This is a genomic window from Pseudomonadota bacterium (genome assembly GCA_030860485.1).
Classification (GTDB): Bacteria; Pseudomonadota; Gammaproteobacteria; order JACCXJ01; family JACCXJ01; genus JACCXJ01.
Genome location: JALZID010000162.1, coordinates 1 through 19,739, shown reverse-complemented (window position 1 = coordinate 19,739; position 19,739 = coordinate 1). Strand labels below are relative to the sequence as shown.

The following is a 19,739-nucleotide window of genomic DNA, read 5'->3' as shown; positions in this document are numbered from 1 at the left end:
CCGTGGGCCGCCACCCACTGCTGAATCTGCTGCCGCTCGGCAGACGAAAGTTCGGTGGAGAAGTCCATACCCAAGCATAACGCTGATCAAGGTTGTCTGTCCAGTTATTTATTGGACACCACACTAGCACACTCTACGTCGGTCTGGATGTCCATAAGGAGCCCATCGCGGTCGCCGAGGTCTCCGATGCGAAGGACGCGGACGTGCTCTACCTCGGTTCCATCGGGACCCGCCAGTCCGGCATCCAGAAGCTCTCCGCCGGCTCCACTCCAAGAGCCCTCTGTGTACGAGGCCCCCTGCGGCTATTGGCTCTATCGCTTACGGTAATGACGACCAGTCTTCCGGTGGGTCCAATTTTGACAATGGGTTCTCCTTCGAGGTCATCGAGTGCGAAACCGCGGACGACACATTTGACCTCACGGGTTTGGCGGTCGCGCTGGCGCTCGATGATTTCGCCGGTGAGGATGATGTTTTCGCGATCGAGGATCGTGAAGTTGTCCTCGTCTAGCTCTTCGGCGGCATGAATAGAGACCACATTTGGGGAACTGAAGCCCCATGCCTAGACATCATGACTTCCGCCGAGCGAAGCTGACCCCGGGGGAAACGCAGGTTAGCCTCGATGAGGCCAGTGTTGGCCGCCTACGGCGCGACCGCCGAGCGCATCATGCGACGGCTCCGGCCCGTGCTTCCGATGGCCGCTCGCGGCCACCCACAACATCCTATGAGAGACCGACCGGTGGGCAGTTGACGAGGGCTGCGGCCGGTTTTTCACGCGGTCACCACAGGGTGTCGGCGCACCCGCCCACGCGATTTCGAGGATAGGTTCTGACGCGAAAACCCCGGCACCACCGCGTCCTGCCCCGGGATCCCGTACGCCGCGGGGTAGCGGACAGCCGTCAAGTAGAGGCCCGACGCGGGTGCGGTGACCCCGCCTTGCGCCCGCCGGCGTGCCTCTAGGACCTGATGCGCCCACACCGGGGCAGCGATGCCCCGTCCGATGGCCATGAGCACGCCAGCGATGTTGCGCACCATGTGGTAGAGATAGGCGTTGGCCTCGATTTCGATCGAGACCCGATCCTCCTCACGATCCACTTCCAGCCGGTGGATGGTGCGAACGGCATGTCCGGCCTGGCAGCCCTGGGCACGGAAGGCGGAGAAGTCGTGCTCGCCGAGTAAGTAGCACGCCGCCTCGCGCATGAGTGTCTCGCAGAGCGGCCGGTATTCCCAGGTGACTCGGGAAGCGAAGAGACCCGGCCGCGCCGAGCGATTCAGGATCACGTAGCGATAGACACGAGCGGTGGCGGAGTAGCGGGCATGAAAGTCATCTCGCACCGGCCGGGCCCACAAGATACTCACGTCGCTCGGGAGGTAGGTGTTGCCGCCGAACACCCAGGCACGCTCGTCCCGCATCGCCTCGCTATCGAAGTGGATCGCCTGGGAAAGGGCGTGCACCCCGGTATCGGTGCGCCCCGCGCACACCACCCGTACGCCGTGGTCGGCGACACGGGAGAGGGCCGCCTCGACGCACGACTGCACGCTGCGCGCACCGCGCTGGATCTGCCAGCCTCGGAACCCGCTGCCGTCATACTCCAGGCCCAGGGCGACCCTCACAGGGGCATCTGGACGGCCATGAACAGGGTCGCGAGTACGGCCGGGCACAGCCACTGCCGGGGCGGCGGCGCACCACTCGCCACGATCCGGACGGTGGACGGGGTGGCCACCACCCCTTCCTGAACCACCCGGGTCAGAAGCGACGCGAGGGTCGGCACCACGTCGCGCGCGCCGGTACGCTCTGCCCGTGACCGTGCCAAGGTCGCCCGCACGCGCGGGACCGCCTCCAGGCAGAGGAGCGTACGCACCGCCAAGCGCGCGGCGATCCGCCGGGAGATCCCGACCCCACGGGCGATCGCGTAGAGACCTCCCACCAGTTCCTCGCGGCCCGTCGCGCGCACCAGCCAGCCGACATAGACGACGGCCAAAGCCAGTGAGGCGACCCGTTCGAGGCCCTCGTTCACGCCCTCGAAGGAAGGGACGGTCCAACCCGGCAGGATGCGGTTGCCTGGCGTGAATGCCAGGTAGACGGAGAACACGGAGCACCACAACCACCGCAGTGCCCACACGCCCCGGCACGCGGCGAGGAGGTCGCGCGAGCGCGTCCCGAGTAGCGATAAGGTCAGGATGCCGATGCCCACGATCAGCGACCCGCGCCCGCCGAGGACCAGGCCCGCGGCGACCACGAGATAGCTGATCACGCGGATGATGGGGTGCATTACGCCGCGCCCGCCCTGGCGAACGATCCATCGCCAGCCGTGCCCCACGGCACGGATCGAGAGCGGGCTCCGCGCCGGGTCACAGATCCGCCCAAACCTGACAGACGGGGCACCTTCAAGCCCAAATTTCCAACCCCACACGTTTAAGCCCACACGTTCAAGCAATCTGTGCCAGCAACTGCGCGGCTTCATCCCGCTCTGCGGATGTGCCCTCTCGGCTCACCTCCTGAAGGATCGCGCGGGCACCCTCGGCATCGCCGAGCTCAATGTAGGCCTTGGCGAGATTGAGCTTGACGTCCGATTCGGAAGACGTGTCTTCGTTCAAGCCGACACCGTCATCCCCCGGCTCGAGTGCCCCCGGGTCGAAAGTCAGCCGAGAGCCCAACGATAGGTCGATGGTGGACGCGGTCGGCGTGGATGCCGGCGGTATGGATGCCCCGGGCTTCCCAAACCCCAAAGTATCCTCAACGGTCGCCGTCTCGATGGGATCGGGGGGTCCGGTTTCGACCACCTCGAGGTCGATTTCGCCAAGGTCGAACTCCACCGAGTCTTCCTTGATGCGGTCTCGCTCCTCTCGATTGGGCGCCGTTGAAAAACGATGGTCGTCGGCAAGCGTCGAACGCGCGCTCCGACGCCCCGCCTCCAGAAGCGACTCCGGCCATACCGGGGCTTCCAGATCGATGGTCTCGCCTCCGAGTAAGGGATCGACCCGGGCCGGGCTGGGCGCCTCGCCGGCGGTCAGTCCAACGTCGAACATGGCCTCACCGGTTCCCTCCAAAGCGCCGCTCAAGCCCGTATCCTGCGTTTGTTTCTGCGGCCCAACGCCGAAATCGAAATCGACCGTCGCGGCCGGTGCCGTGCCGAAGCGCTCGGCGGTCGCCGACGCGGCTCCCGATCGGCCTGCTGATGGCCTGACCCCGGCGGTTTCAGTACCTGTACTGTCGTGGGATGAATGCTCCGGTGCATCCGCCACGGTCAAGTCCAGCACCTCGGGACCCTTCTCCTCACCTACCGCGCCCGCACCGAGATCGATGAGCGCCCCACCGCCCTGGGTGGCCCGGGCGGTGTCCGAGTCCAGTTCGTTGCCGGTGGAGATATCGACGACCGGCTCTCGATCGGCTGTGCTCGAGGTACCGACACCGGTGAGGTCAAAATCCAGTACCTCCAGCGTCCGCCCACCGGTGGTCGCCACCGGCAGCGATTCTTCTCGACCGACGGCCGGCGGCGGGGCTTGCGTGTCGGCGATCGTGGAGCTGATATCGATGAATTCACGGGGCGGCGCCGTAGCAAAGATGGGCTCGGCGCCGGTGGCCGGCGCGAACAGCGCGCGTTCGGGAGACATGGCCTGCCACATCGCCAGCGCACTGTGCCAGAGCGGACCCGTTCCATCCACCGCGGAGTGCAGCACGCGGGCATACTGCTCGAAGGCCGCGTTGTTTCCCGCCGCATAGTAGACCTCGAGCAGCTTGAGCTTGAGCTTGTGCTCGTCCGGTTTGCCGGCAATGGCCTGCTTGACGGTCTCTTCGGCCTCATCGAAACGCTCGTAGGCGAGGTAGACGTTGATGTCCGAGAGCGGATCCTCTTCTTCGAGCTCGATCGCCGCCTCGGACGCCACAGGCGGTACCGTGTCGGCGATCCCCAACACCGTGATCGGGCCCGTAGTCTCGCCGACGGCGGCACGGCCCTTCGCTATGGTCTCATCTTGTCGAAGGCCCTCCCTCGCGGTCGGGTCCCAGGGCTCCGGCTCGCTGTCCGGAAGGTCCTCATCGATCGGCGCCACCTCGGCCGCGCGCTTCCTTCGCATCGCCACGGCCACCGACCCCAGGATCAATGCGATGGCGATCCCCAACGTCGTCGCACCCCCTGGAATGGCCTCCAGGATCTCCCCGCCCCGAGCGGATGGCGTTTCGGCCGGGACCGCTGGAGATGCTTCCGGGAGTCCTGCGGTAGGGCTGCCGGGCGATGCGCCGGCGCGTGGCGCCTGGTCGGCGGCCTTATCCATAACCCCACCCGTCGTAGGATCCGTGTCCGGTGCCTGTCCCGGGCCAGGCCCGCCACCGTCCGTACCGGTGTCCGGGGTCCCCGTGCCGAGCGGGGCGCCCGTCGGTGCTTCGTCTCCAAGCCCTTCGGGCTGCGATGCGGCCTCCGGGGGTGTAGGAGCGGCGCCTTGGGGAGATGCCGTCGGTGGCGGTTCGGCAGCCCGGCCCGGCGCGGCGGGCACGCCGGCTCCGGTTTCCGCAGCCGGCGGTGCCGGCACCCCCGTGGGCGGCGTCGCACCCGGTGCCGCCTCTGGCGTTCCGGCCACTGCCCCCGTAGCGGCCCTGGCCTGCAGGGTCGCGAGCTCGGCGTCCTTCACGTCGATCTGGCGCCGCAACAGCTTGATGATCTCGTCCGACTCGGCGAGCTTCGAGTTCAGCTCCCCGATCTCCTGCTTCTGGCTGGTGAGGGTCTCCTGCGCCACATCGAGCTCCTTACGCAGCTTCCCGGGGTCTCCACCGGCGTCGGACCTCACACCTCCGGTCCCTGCGGTATTGGCCGCGAGCAGTTTGAGCTCGGCATCGGCGGCCGCACCGGATCCGGGGGAGATGGCCCGGTCACCGCCCTCCCCCGTGGACGCCACCTGACCGATCGGTGCGCGCCCCGTTGTTCCCGCCACGCGGCCCCGGTACTGCTCCCAGAGCGCCCCGTGCCGCCCCGTCAGTGCCACGGCCTCGGAGCGCGAGACCGCCGCCATCACCGAAGCGTCCGGGATGTTCAGTACCGCCCCCGCCTTCAAGGCATTGATGTTCTCCTGGAAAAAGGCGTCGGGGTTGGCACGCAGGAGCGCCATCATCACCTGTTGGACGGTCATGGAGCGATCCGAGCGGGCGCGGAGCGCGATCTCCCACAGAGTGTCGCCGCGCACGGTCGGCCCGTAGCTGCCGGGGCTTGCCATGGCGGCTCGCGCGGCACTCGACGACGGGTGCCGGGGCGGCCCGGAGGCCGCGGGCCTGGTCACATCCGGGGCCCGGTCCTGAGGCTGGGTAGTGCGCTGTGTGGCGCGATCGTAGACCGGCGGGTCAAGCAGCGCCGCATATTCCCGGAACAACCTCCCGTTGGACCAACTGACCTCGATCAGGAAACTGAGGTAGGGCTCCTGGATGGGGGCCTGGCTCGTGATCTTGATATGGTCCGGCCCCGAGCCGGTCTCCACGACCTCGAAGCGCAACTGCGAGAGCGCGTGCGGTCTCTCGATCCCCGCGCGCCGAAAACGTTCGGCATCGGCAAGCTTGACGCGCAGCGTGTCGAGCTCTTCCGCGTTCGCGTCGACCAGATCGATGGTGGCGTGGAACGGCTGCTTCAGCTCCGAGTGCTTCTTGAGCTCACCGAGCCCGAGCGCCGCGGCGGCTTGGGGGATAAGGAATGCGAGGGACAGACAATAGGCCAATCGGTACATCGTATGTGATCTCTATGGTTTTGGATCTCTAGTGGCTTTTGATCTCTAAAGCTAGACGCTGCTGCGCCGGGGCGCGCTGTACGCGTCTGGGTGCGCCACACAAGCGGGGACGGTGACAAAGCGATGTGCCTGTCCCCGCGCGGGCGCGATCGCTGTTCGCTCGATTATGACAAAGCTCAATAAGAATATAGTCTAAAAGTGGTCTTGTGCCAGGATCTCGGCGATCTGAACGCTGTTCAGGGCGGCCCCTTTGCGCACGTTGTCGGACACGATCCAGAGATTGAGGCCGCGCGCATGGGAGATGTCCTCACGGATCCGGCCCACGTAAACGGCATCGCGCCCGGCGCCCTCGATCGCGGCCGTGGGATAGCCGCCGGCCGCGCGCTCGTCCACGACGACGACCCCCGGGGCCGCGCGTAGCAGGCGGCGCGCCTCATCGGCCCCGAGCTTGTCTCGTGTCTCGATGTGCACGGCCTCGGAATGACCGTAAAAGACCGGTACCCTTACCGCGGTCGGATTGACCTCGATGGCATCGTCCTCCAGGATCTTGCGCGTTTCCCACACCATCTTCATCTCCTCCTTGGTGTAACCGTTGTCCTGGAACTCGTCGATGTGGGGGAGGACATTGAAGGCGATCCGGCGGGGATAGACGCGCGGCTCCACCGGTTTGCCGTTCATGAGCGACGCCGTCTGCGCGGCCAGTTCCTCGATCGCTTCCTTGCCCGTGCCCGACACCGCCTGATAGGTGCAGACATTGATTCGTTCGATACCCGCCGCGTCGTAGAGCGGCTTGAGCACGACCACCATCTGTATCGTCGAGCAATTGGGGTTGGCGATGATCCCGCGATTCCGGTACTCCGCGACGGCGTGGGGGTTGACCTCCGGCACGACCAAGGGCACCTCCGGCTCGTAGCGGAACTGGGAGGTGTTGTCGATCACCACGCAGCCGGCCGCGGCGGCTTTCGGGGCATAGACCGCCGAAACGGACGCACCGGGGGAGAAGAGCGCGATATCCACACCCTCGAAGTCGAAATCCTCCAGGGCCTCGACCACCACGGACTTACCACGGAACTCGAGCTCTGCGCCGGCCGAACGGCGGCTCGCCACGGCGTGCAGCTTCGCCACCGGGAACTCGCGTTCCTCCAGGATGGCCAGCAGGGTCTCCCCGACGGCCCCCGTCGCCCCCACCACCGCTACATTGTAGCGCCCGCTCATCGCACCCAGCCCTTCCTCATGCTTGACCTTTTCGAAACCGATCCCACTCGAAACCGATCACAGTTCCCCGAGCACGGCCTCAGCCATGACACGGGTGCCCACCTCGGTGGTCCCGGGTTGGTAGATATCGCGAGTGCGCAGGCCTCTCTGAAGGACACGGGTGACGGCCTGTTCCACGCGCTCCGCAAGCGCTTGCGCGCCGAGGGAATGGCGCAGCATCATGGCCACCGACAAGATCGCCGCCAGCGGGTTGGCCAGGTCTCGACCGGCGATGTCGGGCGCCGAGCCATGGATGGGCTCGTACAGCCCGCAAGCGCCCTGGTCTTTTGATCTTAAATCTTTCAGGGATGCGGAGGGTAGCATGCCTATCGAGCCCGTCACTGCCGCCGCCAGATCCGAGAGGATGTCGCCAAACATATTCGGCGTCAGCATGACATCGAAGGCCGTGGGCTGCCGCACCAACTGCATCGCGGCGTTGTCGACGTACATGTGAGTCAGCTCCACGTCGGGAAAGTCCTGCCCCACCGCCTGAACCACCTCGCGCCACAGGCGCGTCGCCTCCAGGACGTTGGCCTTATCGATCGAGCACACCCGCCGCCGCCGCCGCCGGGCCACATCGAAGGCCACGCGCGCGATGCGCCGGATCTCACCCTCGCGATACACCAGGGTGTTGTAACCCTGACGCTCGCCGCCGTCGAGCATCCGGATGCCGCGCGGCTCGCCGTAGTAGACATCGCCGCACAGCTCGCGAACGATGAGGATGTCGAGCCCCTCGACGACCTCCGGCTTGAGTGGAGAAACCCCGCCTAACTCGGGATGAAGCGTCGCCGGCCTCAGGTTGGCGAAGAGGCCGAGCCCCGCGCGCAGCTCGAGCAGACCCTTCTCGGGACGCAGCGAGGCGTCCACGCGGTCCCATGGGGGCCCACCCACCGCGCCGAGCAGGATGGCCTGGGCGCGCTCGGCCTGCGCCAAGGTCTCAGCAGGCAGGGAGCGTTGCGAGCGATCCAGCGCCGCGCCCCCGATAAGCCCCTGTTCGAGCGTGATCTCGAGTCCATGCCGGGCGACCAAGGCCTCCAAGACGCTGGCGCCTGCCGCCACTACCTCGGGCCCAATGCCATCGCCGGGCAACAATAAAACTGTCAAGATACCGACTGCGCTCGGGATCGCATCGACGACGCAAGGGCCCCCGACCCTTTGTCCTCCACCCGGGCGCATTCTATCAGATCCCCGGCGGGTGGGCCGATGCGGCGCTGGCCAGGCGCCGCGGTTCGTGAGCACCCGAGCCAAAGTGACATCGTCCGCGACCAAAAGGGGTCGTCAGGAGACTAGCCTATGCCCGCCTTCCAGAACGTGATTGACGAAGCCTTCGAGCAGCGCGCCGCGCTCACACCTGCGAACGCGCCGCGGGATCTCAAAGCGGCGGTGCAGGCCTGCATCGCGGATCTGGATGCGGGCCGGCGCCGCGTGGCCGAGCCGAAGGACGGACGCTGGGTGGTCCACCCTACTCTGAAGAAGGCGGTGCTCCTGTACTTTCGCCTGGAAGAGAACCGTTTGATGGAGGGTGGACACAGCCGCTTCTACGACAAGGTCCCGCTCAAGTACCGCGATCAGGGCCAGGCCGAGCTGGAGGCCGGGGGGACGCGTATCGTGCCCCCCGCGACGGCGCGCTTCGGCAGCTATGTGGCGCCGGGGGTGGTATTAATGCCGAGTTACATCAACATCGGGGCCTATATCGATACCGGCACCATGGTCGACACCTGGGCTACCGTGGGATCCTGCGCCCAAATCGGTAAGAACGTCCATCTGTCGGGCGGCGTGGGGATCGGCGGGGTCCTGGAACCGATCCAGGCGGCACCCACCATCATCGAGGACAATTGCTTCATCGGTGCCCGCTCGGAGATCGTCGAAGGGGTGATCGTGGGCAACGGGGCGGTGATCTCCATGGGCGTTTACATCGGGCAGAGCACCAAGATCTACGACCGCGAGACCGGCACGGTCAGCTATGGGCACATCCCGCCGGGGTCGGTGGTCGTTTCGGGCAATCTGCCTTCCGCAGATGGGCGCTACAGCCTCTACTGCGCCGTGATCGTGAAGCGGGTGGACGCCAAGACGCGCGCGAAGGTGGCGATCAACGAGCTCCTGCGCGATAACGGAGGGTAGGGAAGGCCACCAGGTGTTAAGCCGCAATCGAGCGGACGGTTTCGTCGACCACGCCCGCGAGCCATTCCGCCAGGCGGTCCACCTCGCCGCGCTCCGGCCCTTCGACCATGACTCGTACCAGCGGCTCGGTCCCCGACGGGCGCAGCAGCACGCGCCCGCGATCCCGCAACGCCGCTTCGGCCTCTCTAACCGCCTCCCGCACGCGCGACTGCGTGTGTACCTCGACGGCGCGCGGCAGACGCACGTTGACCAGCCTTTGGGGAAATTTTTGGATGCCGGCCTTGAGGATATGCAAGGACTGGCCGGTCACGATCATAGCCTCGAGCACCTGGAGGGCCGACACGATCCCATCACCGGTCGTGGTGATGTCGAGACAAATGATGTGGCCCGACGACTCGCCGCCCAGGCGCCACCCCCCGCTCTGCATCATCTCGAGCACATAGCGGTCACCCACCTTGGCGCGTTTCAGGTCGAGACCCAGGGTCCTGAGCGCCCGCTCGAGTCCGAGATTGCTCATCTGCGTACCGACCACGGAGCCGTTCAGCTTGTTCTTCTTCTGGTGCTCGCGGGCGATGACGAACAGGATCTCGTCACCGTCCACGATCTCCCCGACATGATCCACCAGGATCAGGCGGTCCCCGTCCCCATCGAGGGCGATGCCGAGATCGGCACCTCGCGCGATGACTTCATCGCGCAGCACCGAGGGATGGGTAGCGCCGCGCTCCGCGTTGATGTTGAGGCCATCGGGTTCGGTACCGATCGCCACGACCTCGGCGCCCAGCTCTTCGAACACGCTGGGGGCGATGCCGTAGGTCGCCCCATGGGCACAGTCGACGACGATCTTGAGGCCGCTCAAATGACTGCCGGTACCGATGGTGCCCTTGCAGAACTCAATATAGCGCCCGGCGGCATCGTCGATCCGATGCGCCTTGCCGAGACGGGCCGAGGGCACGGTCACGAGCGGCGCCTCGAGCGCTTCCTCGATCATCGCCTCGACCTCATCCGGCAGCTTCATGCCGTTGCTCCCGAAGAACTTGATGCCGTTGTCGTCGTAGGGGTTGTGGGAGGCGCTGATGACGACCCCGGCCTGGGCACGGAACGTCCGCGTCAGGTACGCGATCCCCGGCGTCGGCATGGGACCTAATAACAGGATATCGACACCGGCGGCCGACAAACCTGCCTCCAACGCGGATTCGAACATATAGCCGGAGATACGGGTATCCTTGCCGATCAGCACCCGGCCACCGCCCGAAGGCGCCAGGACGCGGCCGGCGGCCCAGCCGAGCTTCATCACGAAATCCGGCGTGATGGGCGGCTCTCCGACCTTCCCGCGGATCCCGTCGGTGCCGAAGTGGATTCTGCCGCTATGGTTCATTTGAACCTCCCTGCGCGATTGCCGGCGCGCGTGTGTCCGACCCCCAAAGCAAAACCCCCACCATGTGGTGGGGGTTTGGCCGACGTCATACTTCGGTCAAGGGGGCGTCTAGTGCAGGCTGGCGGGTCCCCCGATCGCCCCATCGGCCTTGCCGGGCTCCGGGGTCGTGGTCTTCACATCCGGCTTGGGAGGACCACGACGCTCATCCTCCAACCAACCTTTCGGGGCGCGCGGCGTAATACCGGCCATGATATCGTCGATCTGTTCGCTCTCGATGGTCTCGTACTTGATGAGCGCCTCCGCCATCATGTGGAGCTTGTCCGCATTGGAATCGATGATGGACTTGGCCCGGCCATAGCTCCGTTCGATGATCGACCGCACCTCCTCGTCGATCGCATGGGCGGTCTCGTCCGACACCATCTTGTGCTGCGTGACCGAATGCCCGAGGAATACTTCCCCTTCATCCTTGCTGTAGGCCAAGGGCCCCAGCTTCTCCGACAGGCCCCACTTCGTCACCATGTTCCGCGCCAGATCCGTTGCCCGTTCGATGTCGTTGGACGCACCGGTGGTCACCTGTGACGGGCCGAAGATTATTTCCTCGGCCACGCGCCCCCCGAACAGGCTGCAGAGCTGGCTCTCCAGGCGCTCCTTGCTGTAGCTCAGACGGTCCTGCTCGGGCAGGAACATCGTGACACCGAGGGCACGACCGCGCGGGATGATCGTGACCTTGTAGACCGGGTCGTGGGAGGGCACCGAGCGCCCGACGATCGCGTGCCCGGACTCGTGGTAGGCGGTCAGCCGCTTCTCGTCCTCAGTCATGACCATGGAGCGGCGCTCGGCCCCCATCATGATCTTGTCCTTGGCCTTCTCGAAGTCATCCATCTCCACGAGCCGCTTGTTGGCGCGCGCGGCGAACAGCGCGGCCTCGTTGACGAGGTTGGCGAGATCGGCCCCGGAGAATCCCGGCGTCCCGCGGGCGATGATCGTCGGCTTGACATCCTCCGCGATCGGCGCCTTGCGCATGTGTACCTTGAGGATCTGCTCGCGGCCGCGGATGTCGGGCAAGGGCACGACCACGTGACGGTCGAAACGCCCGGGGCGCAAGAGCGCCGGATCCAGGACGTCTGGCCGGTTGGTCGCGGCGATGATGATGATCCCTTCGTTACCCTCGAAGCCATCCATCTCGACTAGCAACTGGTTCAAGGTCTGCTCGCGTTCGTCATGGCCGCCGCCCAGCCCCGCCCCGCGGTGTCTGCCGACCGCGTCGATCTCGTCGATGAACACGATGCAGGGGGCGTGTTTCTTGGCCTGATCGAACATGTCACGGACGCGCGAGGCACCGACACCAACGAACATCTCGACGAAATCAGAACCCGAAATCGTGAAGAACGGTACCTTGGCCTCCCCGGCGATGGCCTTGGCCAGGAGCGTCTTGCCGGTTCCCGGCGGGCCGATCATGAGCACCCCACGCGGGATCTTGCCGCCAAGCTTCTGGAACTTACCGGGATCGCGCAGAAACTCCACGAGCTCTCCGACCTCTTCCTTGGCCTCCTCCACGCCCGCCACGTCGGCAAAGGTGATCTTGACCTGGTCCTCCCCCAAGAGGCGCGCCCGGCTTTTGCCGAACGACAGGGCCCCGCGCCCGCCGGCCCCGCCCTGCATCTGTCGCATGAAGAAGATCCAGACGGCGATGAGCAGCAGCATCGGGAACCAGGAGATGAAGATCTGCATGAGCACGCCCTGCTGAGCAGGCGGCTGTGCCTCGATCTCGACGCCGTGATCGAGCAGGAGGCCGATGAGCGGCGCGTTATTTGTCTCGGGGCTGTAGGTCGAAAACGCCACGCCATCCTTCATCTTGCCATGGATGGTCCCGTCCTCCATCCGCACTTTCTCGACCTGCCCGCTCTTGACGTCGGCGACGAACTGCGAGTAGTCGACATGACTACTGGTGCCCTGGCGCGGGCCAAAGTTGTTGAAAACCAGCATCAAAACCAGGGCGATGACGACCCAAAGCACCAAATTCTTGGCCATATCGTTCACTTGATTACCCCTAGACGCCGCAGCGTGCTAAGCATGAAAATCCCTCACGTTCCGCCCTCATGGACACAGGGCTCGTTTGTCTAGACTATAGACCATAACCCCGCCCGAGGACATAGACCTCTCCCGAACGGCTCCGTGACGCCTGCGGCTTGCGTATGGAGACCCGCCGGAAACCGGCACGCAGGCTGGCGAGCAAACCATCCACACCGGCACCCTGGAATAGTTTGACCAGGAAATCGCCTCCCGGTTTAAGGAACTCGGTCGCAAAATCACGCGCGGTCTCCGCAAGAGCCAACGCGCGGGCCGCGTCCACGGCCCGGATACCGCTCATATTCGGCGCCATGTCCGCGAGCACGAGATCGGCCTTGGCGCCCCCCAACACGACCCGTAGAGCGCCGGCCACCTGGTCTTCGAAGATGCTTCCTGTTATCACCGTCACGCCGGACAGAGGCTCGATCGGGATCGGGTCGATCGCCAGCACACGGCCTCTCGGCCCGACCGCTTGCGCGGCCACCTGGCTCCAACCGCCGGGCGCGGCGCCCAGATCGATGACCGTGATATCGGAACGCAATATGCGGTCCCTTGCGTCGATTTCAAGGAGCTTGAACGCCGCCCGTGACCGGAACCCGAGACGGCGTGCGCGCGCCACATAGGGGTCCCCGTGGTGCTCTTCGAGCCACCGGCGACTGCTGGCACCGCGCCCCATGTCGCAGTCGGCTCGGTCTACGACAGCATCAGACGTAACGCACGTCGATGATCTCGTATTCTAGACGCCCGGCCGGCGCCTCGACCACGATGATCTCCCCAACCTCCTTGGTGATCAGGGCACGGGCGACGGGGGAGCGGATCGAGACCAGGCCGCTCCTGATGTCGGCCTCGTCCTCCCCCACGATCTGGTAGACGGCCACCTCTTCCGTGTCCACGTTCATGATCTCCACGGTGGCCCCGAACACCACCTTACCGCGCGCATTGATGGCGGCAATGTCGATGACCTCGGCGTGGGACAGCTTGCTCTCGATGTCGGCGATGCGGGCCTCAACGAACCCTTGCTGCTCGCGCGCGGCGTGATACTCCGCATTCTCGCTGAGATCGCCGTGCGCTCGCGCCTCGGCGATCGCCCGAATGATGCGCGGGCGGACGTCGTTCCTGAGGCGCTGCAGCTCATCTCGGAGCTTCTGTGCCCCGCTCTGGGTCATGGGTGTCTTGCTCACGTGCCGGGCTCCTCGTGAAGGTCTTGCAGTCGGTTTACCCGTCCCGGCGCACGCTCGGGAATGGCCGCCAGGATCGCCATGGCCCCGGCCATGGTCGTGGTGTAGGCGACCCGGCGCTCCAGGGCCGAGGTGCGGATCGTGACCGAGTCCTGGATGGCCTGCCGGCCCTCCGTGGTGTTGATGATGAGGGTGATCGCGTCGTTCTTGATCATATCGACGATGTGCGGGCGGCCTTCCAGCACCTTGTTCACTACCTCACAGGGGACATCGGCGGCACCCAGGGCCTTAGCCGTCCCACGCGTCGCTGTCACCTCGAAGCCGAGCCGCACCAAAGCGCTCGCCAGCACCTTGGCCTCCTCCTTGTCCGCATCGCGTACGCTGATGAAGACCCGACCGGCGGCCGGCAGCTCCATGCCGGCAGCAAGCTGGGCCTTGGCGAAGGCCTCGCCGAAGCTCAAGCCGATCCCCATGACCTCCCCCGTCGACTTCATCTCGGGCCCGAGCAGGGTATCGACGCCCGGCAGTTTGATGAAGGGGAACACCGCCTCCTTGACGGACCAGTAACCCGGGACCCGTTCGCGCGCCCCCTGATCGGCGATACGTCGGCCCATCATACATTCCGCGGCCAGGCGCGCCAGCGGCAGCCCGGTGGCCTTGGAGACGAACGGCACGGTGCGGGAGGCGCGCGGGTTGACCTCCAGCACAAAGATCTCCTCGCCCCGGATCGCGAACTGGATGTTGATGAGGCCGACCACCCCGAGCGCCATGGCGAGCTGCTCGGTCTGTCGCCGCAGCGCGTCCTGCACGGCCGCCGAGAGCTGGTGCGGCGGCAGACAACAGGCAGAATCGCCCGAGTGCACGCCGGCCTCTTCGATGTGCTCCATGATGCCGCCGATCAACACCTCGCGGCCGTCACAGACGGCATCCACATCGACCTCCGTGGCATGCGCCAGGAACCGATCCAGCAGCACCGGCGAATCGTTCGAGACCGTCACGGCCCGCCCGATGTAGGCCGTAAGGTCCTGATCGTTATACACGATCTCCATGGCCCTGCCGCCCAGGACATAGGACGGGCGGACCACCAGCGGATAGCCGATCTCATGGGCCAGCCCGACGGCGAGCGCCGGCTCGGTGACGGTGCGATTCGGGGGTTGCCGAAGACCCAGCCGGTCCAGCAACTGGCGGAAGCGCTCGCGGTCCTCGGCCAGATCGATGGCATCGGGGGGCGTTCCCACGATCGGCGCCTCGGCCGCCTCCAGGGCGCGTGCGAGCTGCAGCGGGGTCTGCCCGCCGAACTGCACGATCACTCCGGCCGGCCGTTCCAGGGCGATGATCTCGAGGACGTCCTCCAAAGTCACGGGCTCGAAGTACAGGCGGTCCGAGATGTCGTAGTCGGTCGAGACCGTCTCGGGGTTGCAGTTGACCATGATGGTCTCGTAACCCCGGTCGCGGAGCGCCAGGGCCGCCTGCACGCAGCAATAGTCGAACTCGATGCCCTGGCCGATGCGATTCGGTCCCCCGCCCAGGATCATGACCTTGTCGCGCGCGCTCGGATGGGCCTCGCACTCCTCGTCGTAGGTCGAATAGAGATAAGCGGTCGTGGCCCGAAACTCGCCGGCACAGGAATCGACCCGCTTGTAGACCGGCCGAAGCCCGAAGCCCCGCCGCAGGGCGCGGACCTCGGCCTCCACAACACCACACAGCTCCCCGATGCGCGCGTCCGAGAACCCCTTGCGCTTGAGCGCCGCGAGCCGTGCCTTATCAAGCGCGTGGACCGCACCCCGGCGCGTCTCGGCCTCTTCGACCACCAAGTCCGCGATCTCGGCCAGGAACCAGGGATCGATGCGGGTCAGCTCGTGGATCTCCGCCAGGGTGTAGCCGAGCCGGAAGGCGTCGGCGACATACCACAGGCGATCGGCCCCCGGGACGCGCAGCTCGTGCTCCAGGACGGATCGGGCATCGTCGCGCCCGAGATCGAGGATCCCGTTCAAACCCGTGCGGCCGGTCTCCAGGGCGCGCAGGGCCTTCTGCAAGGACTCCTGGAAGTTGCGCCCGATGGCCATGACCTCCCCCACCGATTTCATCTGGGTGGTCAAGCGGTCGTCGGCATCGGGAAACTTCTCAAACGCGAAACGCGGGACCTTGGTCACCACGTAGTCGATGCTCGGCTCGAACGAAGCGGGGATGACGCCCCCGGTGATCTCGTTGGCGAGCTCGTCCAGGGTATAGCCCACCGCGAGCTTGGCCGCGACCTTGGCGATGGGAAAGCCGGTGGCCTTGGACGCGAGCGCCGAGGACCGGGACACGCGCGGGTTCATCTCGATGATGACCATCTCACCGTTTTTGGGATCGATCGCGAACTGGACGTTGGAGCCGCCGGTATCGACCCCGATCTCGCGCAGCACCGCGATCGAGGCATCGCGCATGCGCTGGTATTCTTTGTCCGTCAGGGTCTGGGCCGGCGCCACCGTGATGGAGTCCCCGGTGTGGATCCCCATCGGATCCATATTCTCTATCGAGCACACGATGATGCAGTTGTCGCGGTGATCGCGCACCACCTCCATCTCATATTCCTTCCAGCCGAGCACCGATTCTTCCAGGAGCACCTCGCGGGTCGGCGATGAGAGGAGTCCCCGTGCCACGATCGCCTCGAGCTCCTCGCGGTTGAACGCGATCCCCCCGCCGGTGCCCCCCAGGGTGAAGGAGGGACGGATGATGACCGGGAAGCCGATCCGGGCCTGTACCTCGTGGGCCTCCTCCAGGCTGTGGGCGATGCTGGAACGGGGAGTCTTGAGCCCGATGCGGTGCATGGCCTCGCGGAATCGCTCGCGGTCTTCGGCCTTGTCGATGGCCTCGCGACTCGCGCCGATCAACTCGACCGCGTATTCCGCCAGCACGCCTTGACGGGCCAGGTCGAGGGCGCAGTTGAGGGCGGTCTGGCCGCCCATCGTGGGCAAGAGCGCGTCGGGCCTTTCCCGCGCGATGATCTGCGCGACGCTCTGCCATCGGAGCGGTTCGATATAGGTTGCCGCGGCCATCTCGGGATCGGTCATGATGGTGGCCGGGTTGGAGTTGACCAGGACCACCCGATAGCCCTCTTCCCGCAGGGCCTTGCAGGCCTGGGTACCGGAATAGTCGAACTCGCAGGCCTGCCCGATGACGATGGGACCGGCCCCGAGGATCAGGATGCCCTCGATGTCGGTGCGTCTGGGCATGGGAATCGAGCGAGGCGCTCAGAGGTTGTGAAAAAAACCGTCCCGAGCGAAGGGAGGTCGCGTTCCGCCGGAGCGCAGGAACCGGAATGTATGTTGAAATACATGAGGATTCCGAGCACCGCCGGAACGCGAGATCCCGAGCGCAGTAAGTTTTTTCACAACCTCTCAGACGGCACGCCGGTGGCGCACCATCAGCTCGGTGAAGTGATCGAAAAGCGATCGCCCATCGTGGGGGCCGGGGCTCGCCTCGGGGTGCCCCTGGAAGCTGAACGCCGGTTTGTCGCGGTGATGCAGGCCCTGGATCGTGCCGTCGAAAAGTGACCGGTGCGTGATTCGCAGGCTCGGCGGCAAACCCTCCGCGCCCACCGTGAATCCATGGTTCTGGCTGGTAATGAGGACTCGTTGGCTGTCGAGGTCCAGGACCGGGTGGTTGGCGCCGTGGTGGCCGAACTTCATCTTGACGGTGCGCCCGCCACAGGCGAGCCCCAGGAGCTGATGGCCGAGGCAGATCCCGAACACCGGCACGCCCACCTCCACGATCTCGCGGATGGCGGCGATGGCATAATCACAGGCCCCCGGGTCGCCCGGGCCGTTCGAGAGGAAGACGCCGTCGGGCTTCGCCCCTACTACCTCGGAGGCCGGGGTCTTGGCGGGGACGACCGTGAGCCGGCAGCCCCGATCCGCCAGGAGCCTCAGGATGTTGCGCTTGACACCGTAGTCGTACGCGATCACTCGATGCCAAGACGCGCCTTGAACCGTTGGTGCAGAACGACCCTCGGGACCCTCGAGCTTCAGGCTGCCCTCTGCCCAGGCATACGGATGCGGGGTGGTGACCTCCCGGGCGAGATCGGCCCCTTCCAGACCGGCGAAGGCGCGCGCCGCGCGGGGCGCCTCGCCCGCATCGACCCCCTCCCCCGCCATCACGCAGCCTCGTTGCGCCCCACCCTCCCGCAGGATACGCACCAGGCGCCGGGTATCGATGCCAGCGATGGCGACGACGCCCTTGTGTTCGAGGTAATCGCCGAGTGCGCCCTCGGACCGCCAGTTGCTGTCCCGTTTCGGTACGTCGCGGACAACGAGACCGCCGGCATAAATGCGTGGGGATTCCTCGTCCTCCGCGTTCGCACCGACGTTCCCGATGTGCGGGTAGGTGAGCGTGACGATCTGCTGGAAATAAGACGGGTCGGTCAGGATCTCCTGGTAGCCGGTGATGGCGGTGTTGAACACCACCTCGCCGACGGACTGGCCTCTAGCGCCTATGGACACGCCGTAAAAGACACTACCGTCTTCCAAGGCCAGCAAGGCCGGGTGGGTCAAAAGATGTGCTCCCCTGCAACAGATAGACAAAGCGGGAGTCGCCTCAGAGCGCCTCCCGCTACGCTTATTCTACGTCAATCCGCACTCGATTCCAACGCCCGGGATTGTGCAGTAACCCATTGAGAATAAGGGACAATCCGCCCATCTCCCCCGGAATCCGACGACGCGCATTGGGCCTATGACAGCAGGTTTCACCGGCCCGATCCGATTGCGGCCCCGAGGGTCTGCCCTCCTGGCGACGGGGATCGCGTTCTCGCATACCGGCGCGCTGGTCATCGTCGCGCTCCTCCCGTGGCCGGCGTGGGCCCAGGGTTCGGCTGCGATGCTGCTGTCCGGCAGTCTCCTTTGGTCACTGGCCTGGCATGTCCTGCACCGCGGGGACGCCGTGACCGAGGCCATCCTGCTCGGAGACGGATCATGGACGGTCCGTGCCGGGCATGCGGAGCCCGTGTCGGCCACACTCGCCCACGACAGCGTGGTATCGCCCTATCTCACGGTGCTGGTCTTCAAGCTCGCCGATGGACGCCGCCGCTCCCTCCTCGTGCTCCCCGACAACGTCGAACCGGAGACCTTCCGGCGGCTGCGCGTGCGGCTGCGGTTCCCCCTGGCGGGGCACGGCTAGCCGCGACGGGCCCCCTGCGGCGCGTACGCCAGGCGATCCAGAGCTTGCGGAGGGGGCGTGAGGGCGATGCGATGGTGGAGGATCCGGTAGCCATCGCGCCTGATCTCGGATAGCCAGGGGAGTTGCGCATTGCGCATGCCGTCCGACAACGATGTCCCAACGGTCAAGCCCGTCCGAGCCGACGCCGGAGGCGCAAAGCGCGCTCTCTACTCCCCGAACGCAAAAGGTAACTTTGACCACCTGGCAAGCCCTGGGATTTACCGGGAGTTGGCGGGCCGCTGTCCGGCGGAGGCGCCAGACCAACGGGGATACAATGCCGGATGACGATACTGTCGTCACCAATGAGGATGTCCTTGACGACGAGACGCACGATTCGCTGGCGCTCGATGATGTCAAACGTGTCCGCGGCGCTGCGCAGCCGGCCGAGGAACGTCGTGAGGGTTTCTGCAAGGCGCAGGAACGTGGCGCGATCGGTGGCTTGGTCAACGATCGCCTGCAACTCGGCGCGCAGCGTCTGTTCCCGTTGCCGCAGCGCAGGCATGCGCTCCCCCAGCTGCTCGAGCGACAAGAGCTCCTCTTGATAGGCGGTGAGAAGTCGTTCGATGCCTTTACCGACACGGATGAGTTCTCTTTGCAAGCTTTGCTCGCGTTTTCTGGTTGGCTCGGACGAGCGCGCTGCGATGAGGCGGCGGTCAAGTTCCTGCTGGATCAGCGTCGGGTCCTCGAGCAATCGGATCACCTCGGCCCAGACGATCTGGTCGAGCAGATCCTGCCGCACCATGCGATTATCGCACACGGGTCCTCCCAGCTTTCGCCAGCTGTCCGAGCCGATGCATTTGTAGTAGTGGAGCTTGCGCGCTGTGGTGTATGTCGAGGTG

The 19,739-nt window shown here is 65.8% G+C and carries 14 protein-coding genes; 2 read left to right on the top strand and 12 right to left on the bottom strand.

Features of this window, described 5'->3' with window-relative positions:
* Nucleotides 1-768: 768 nt before the first annotated feature.
* The 5 genes from truA to leuB form a co-directional block, all read right to left on the bottom strand.
* On the bottom strand, nucleotides 769-1,611 hold the full coding sequence (truA, locus tag M3461_08975; GenBank protein MDQ3774473.1) for a tRNA pseudouridine(38-40) synthase TruA: 843 nt from the start codon (nucleotides 1,609-1,611) through the stop codon (nucleotides 769-771).
* A complete protein-coding gene (locus tag M3461_08970) occupies nucleotides 1,608-2,270 on the bottom strand; it encodes a hypothetical protein (protein ID MDQ3774472.1) in 663 nt (220 codons plus the stop codon). Before M3461_08970 ends, truA begins: the two co-directional genes overlap by 4 nt.
* 157 nt (nucleotides 2,271-2,427) lie before the next feature.
* Nucleotides 2,428-5,706 carry a hypothetical protein gene (locus tag M3461_08965; GenBank protein MDQ3774471.1) on the bottom strand — a complete coding sequence of 1,093 codons (3,279 nt, stop codon included), beginning with the start codon at nucleotides 5,704-5,706 and terminating at the stop codon, nucleotides 2,428-2,430.
* Nucleotides 5,707-5,898: 192 nt separating this feature from the next.
* Complete coding sequence (locus tag M3461_08960) at nucleotides 5,899-6,921, bottom strand: aspartate-semialdehyde dehydrogenase (protein MDQ3774470.1); 1,023 nt, start codon at nucleotides 6,919-6,921, stop codon at nucleotides 5,899-5,901.
* Nucleotides 6,922-6,978: 57 nt separating this feature from the next.
* On the bottom strand, nucleotides 6,979-8,064 hold the full coding sequence (gene leuB / locus M3461_08955; GenBank protein ID MDQ3774469.1) for a 3-isopropylmalate dehydrogenase: 1,086 nt from the start codon (nucleotides 8,062-8,064) through the stop codon (nucleotides 6,979-6,981).
* 189 nt (nucleotides 8,065-8,253) lie between these two features.
* On the opposite strand from leuB, the gene dapD reads away from it, so the two are divergent.
* Nucleotides 8,254-9,081: a 2,3,4,5-tetrahydropyridine-2,6-dicarboxylate N-succinyltransferase gene (gene dapD / locus M3461_08950; GenBank protein MDQ3774468.1), complete on the top strand. Its 828-nt coding sequence runs from the start codon at nucleotides 8,254-8,256 to the stop codon at nucleotides 9,079-9,081.
* Nucleotides 9,082-9,097: 16 nt separating this feature from the next.
* Here the strand turns inward: dapD and glmM are convergent, their stop codons facing one another.
* The 6 genes from glmM to carA all read right to left on the bottom strand — a co-directional run bounded on the left by glmM (nucleotide 9,098) and on the right by carA (nucleotide 18,239).
* Nucleotides 9,098-10,456 (bottom strand): phosphoglucosamine mutase, encoded by a 1,359-nt coding sequence (gene glmM, locus M3461_08945; protein MDQ3774467.1) that lies wholly within the window; start codon nucleotides 10,454-10,456, stop codon nucleotides 9,098-9,100.
* Between the two features lie 108 nt (nucleotides 10,457-10,564).
* The gene (gene ftsH / locus M3461_08940) at nucleotides 10,565-12,487 is read right to left on the bottom strand and encodes an ATP-dependent zinc metalloprotease FtsH (GenBank protein ID MDQ3774466.1); all 1,923 of its coding nucleotides are present in this window, start codon (nucleotides 12,485-12,487) and stop codon (nucleotides 10,565-10,567) included.
* Nucleotides 12,488-12,581: 94 nt separating this feature from the next.
* Nucleotides 12,582-13,202 carry an RlmE family RNA methyltransferase gene (locus tag M3461_08935; GenBank protein ID MDQ3774465.1) on the bottom strand — a complete coding sequence of 207 codons (621 nt, stop codon included), beginning with the start codon at nucleotides 13,200-13,202 and terminating at the stop codon, nucleotides 12,582-12,584.
* 28 nt (nucleotides 13,203-13,230) lie between these two features.
* The gene (gene greA / locus M3461_08930) at nucleotides 13,231-13,707 is read right to left on the bottom strand and encodes a transcription elongation factor GreA (GenBank protein MDQ3774464.1); all 477 of its coding nucleotides are present in this window, start codon (nucleotides 13,705-13,707) and stop codon (nucleotides 13,231-13,233) included.
* Nucleotides 13,704-16,922 (bottom strand): carbamoyl-phosphate synthase large subunit, encoded by a 3,219-nt coding sequence (carB, locus tag M3461_08925; protein ID MDQ3774463.1) that lies wholly within the window; start codon nucleotides 16,920-16,922, stop codon nucleotides 13,704-13,706. Before carB ends, greA begins: the two co-directional genes overlap by 4 nt.
* Nucleotides 16,923-17,087: 165 nt before the next feature.
* Nucleotides 17,088-18,239, bottom strand: coding sequence for a glutamine-hydrolyzing carbamoyl-phosphate synthase small subunit (gene carA, locus M3461_08920; protein MDQ3774462.1), 1,152 nt, complete (start codon nucleotides 18,237-18,239; stop codon nucleotides 17,088-17,090).
* 178 nt (nucleotides 18,240-18,417) lie between these two features.
* Between carA and M3461_08915 the strand changes: the two genes are divergently transcribed.
* Nucleotides 18,418-18,861 carry a hypothetical protein gene (locus tag M3461_08915; protein MDQ3774461.1) on the top strand — a complete coding sequence of 148 codons (444 nt, stop codon included), beginning with the start codon at nucleotides 18,418-18,420 and terminating at the stop codon, nucleotides 18,859-18,861.
* Between the two features lie 163 nt (nucleotides 18,862-19,024).
* Here the strand turns inward: M3461_08915 and M3461_08910 are convergent.
* Nucleotides 19,025-19,739: zinc ribbon domain-containing protein (locus tag M3461_08910; GenBank protein MDQ3774460.1), on the bottom strand; the 715-nt coding region annotated here is incomplete at its 5' end.

Coding starts and splice junctions, on each gene's coding strand:
- M3461_08970 (MDQ3774472.1), bottom strand. CDS start 2,270: ATGCACCCCATCATCCGCGTGATCAGCTATCTCGTGGTCGCCGCGGGC.
- M3461_08965 (MDQ3774471.1), bottom strand. CDS start 5,706: ATGTACCGATTGGCCTATTGTCTGTCCCTCGCATTCCTTATCCCCCAA.
- M3461_08960 (MDQ3774470.1), bottom strand. CDS start 6,921: ATGAGCGGGCGCTACAATGTAGCGGTGGTGGGGGCGACGGGGGCCGTC.
- dapD (MDQ3774468.1), top strand. CDS start 8,254: ATGCCCGCCTTCCAGAACGTGATTGACGAAGCCTTCGAGCAGCGCGCC.
- glmM (MDQ3774467.1), bottom strand. CDS start 10,456: ATGAACCATAGCGGCAGAATCCACTTCGGCACCGACGGGATCCGCGGG.
- ftsH (MDQ3774466.1), bottom strand. CDS start 12,487: ATGGCCAAGAATTTGGTGCTTTGGGTCGTCATCGCCCTGGTTTTGATG.
- M3461_08935 (MDQ3774465.1), bottom strand. CDS start 13,202: ATGGGGCGCGGTGCCAGCAGTCGCCGGTGGCTCGAAGAGCACCACGGG.
- carB (MDQ3774463.1), bottom strand. CDS start 16,922: ATGCCCAGACGCACCGACATCGAGGGCATCCTGATCCTCGGGGCCGGT.
- M3461_08915 (MDQ3774461.1), top strand. CDS start 18,418: ATGACAGCAGGTTTCACCGGCCCGATCCGATTGCGGCCCCGAGGGTCT.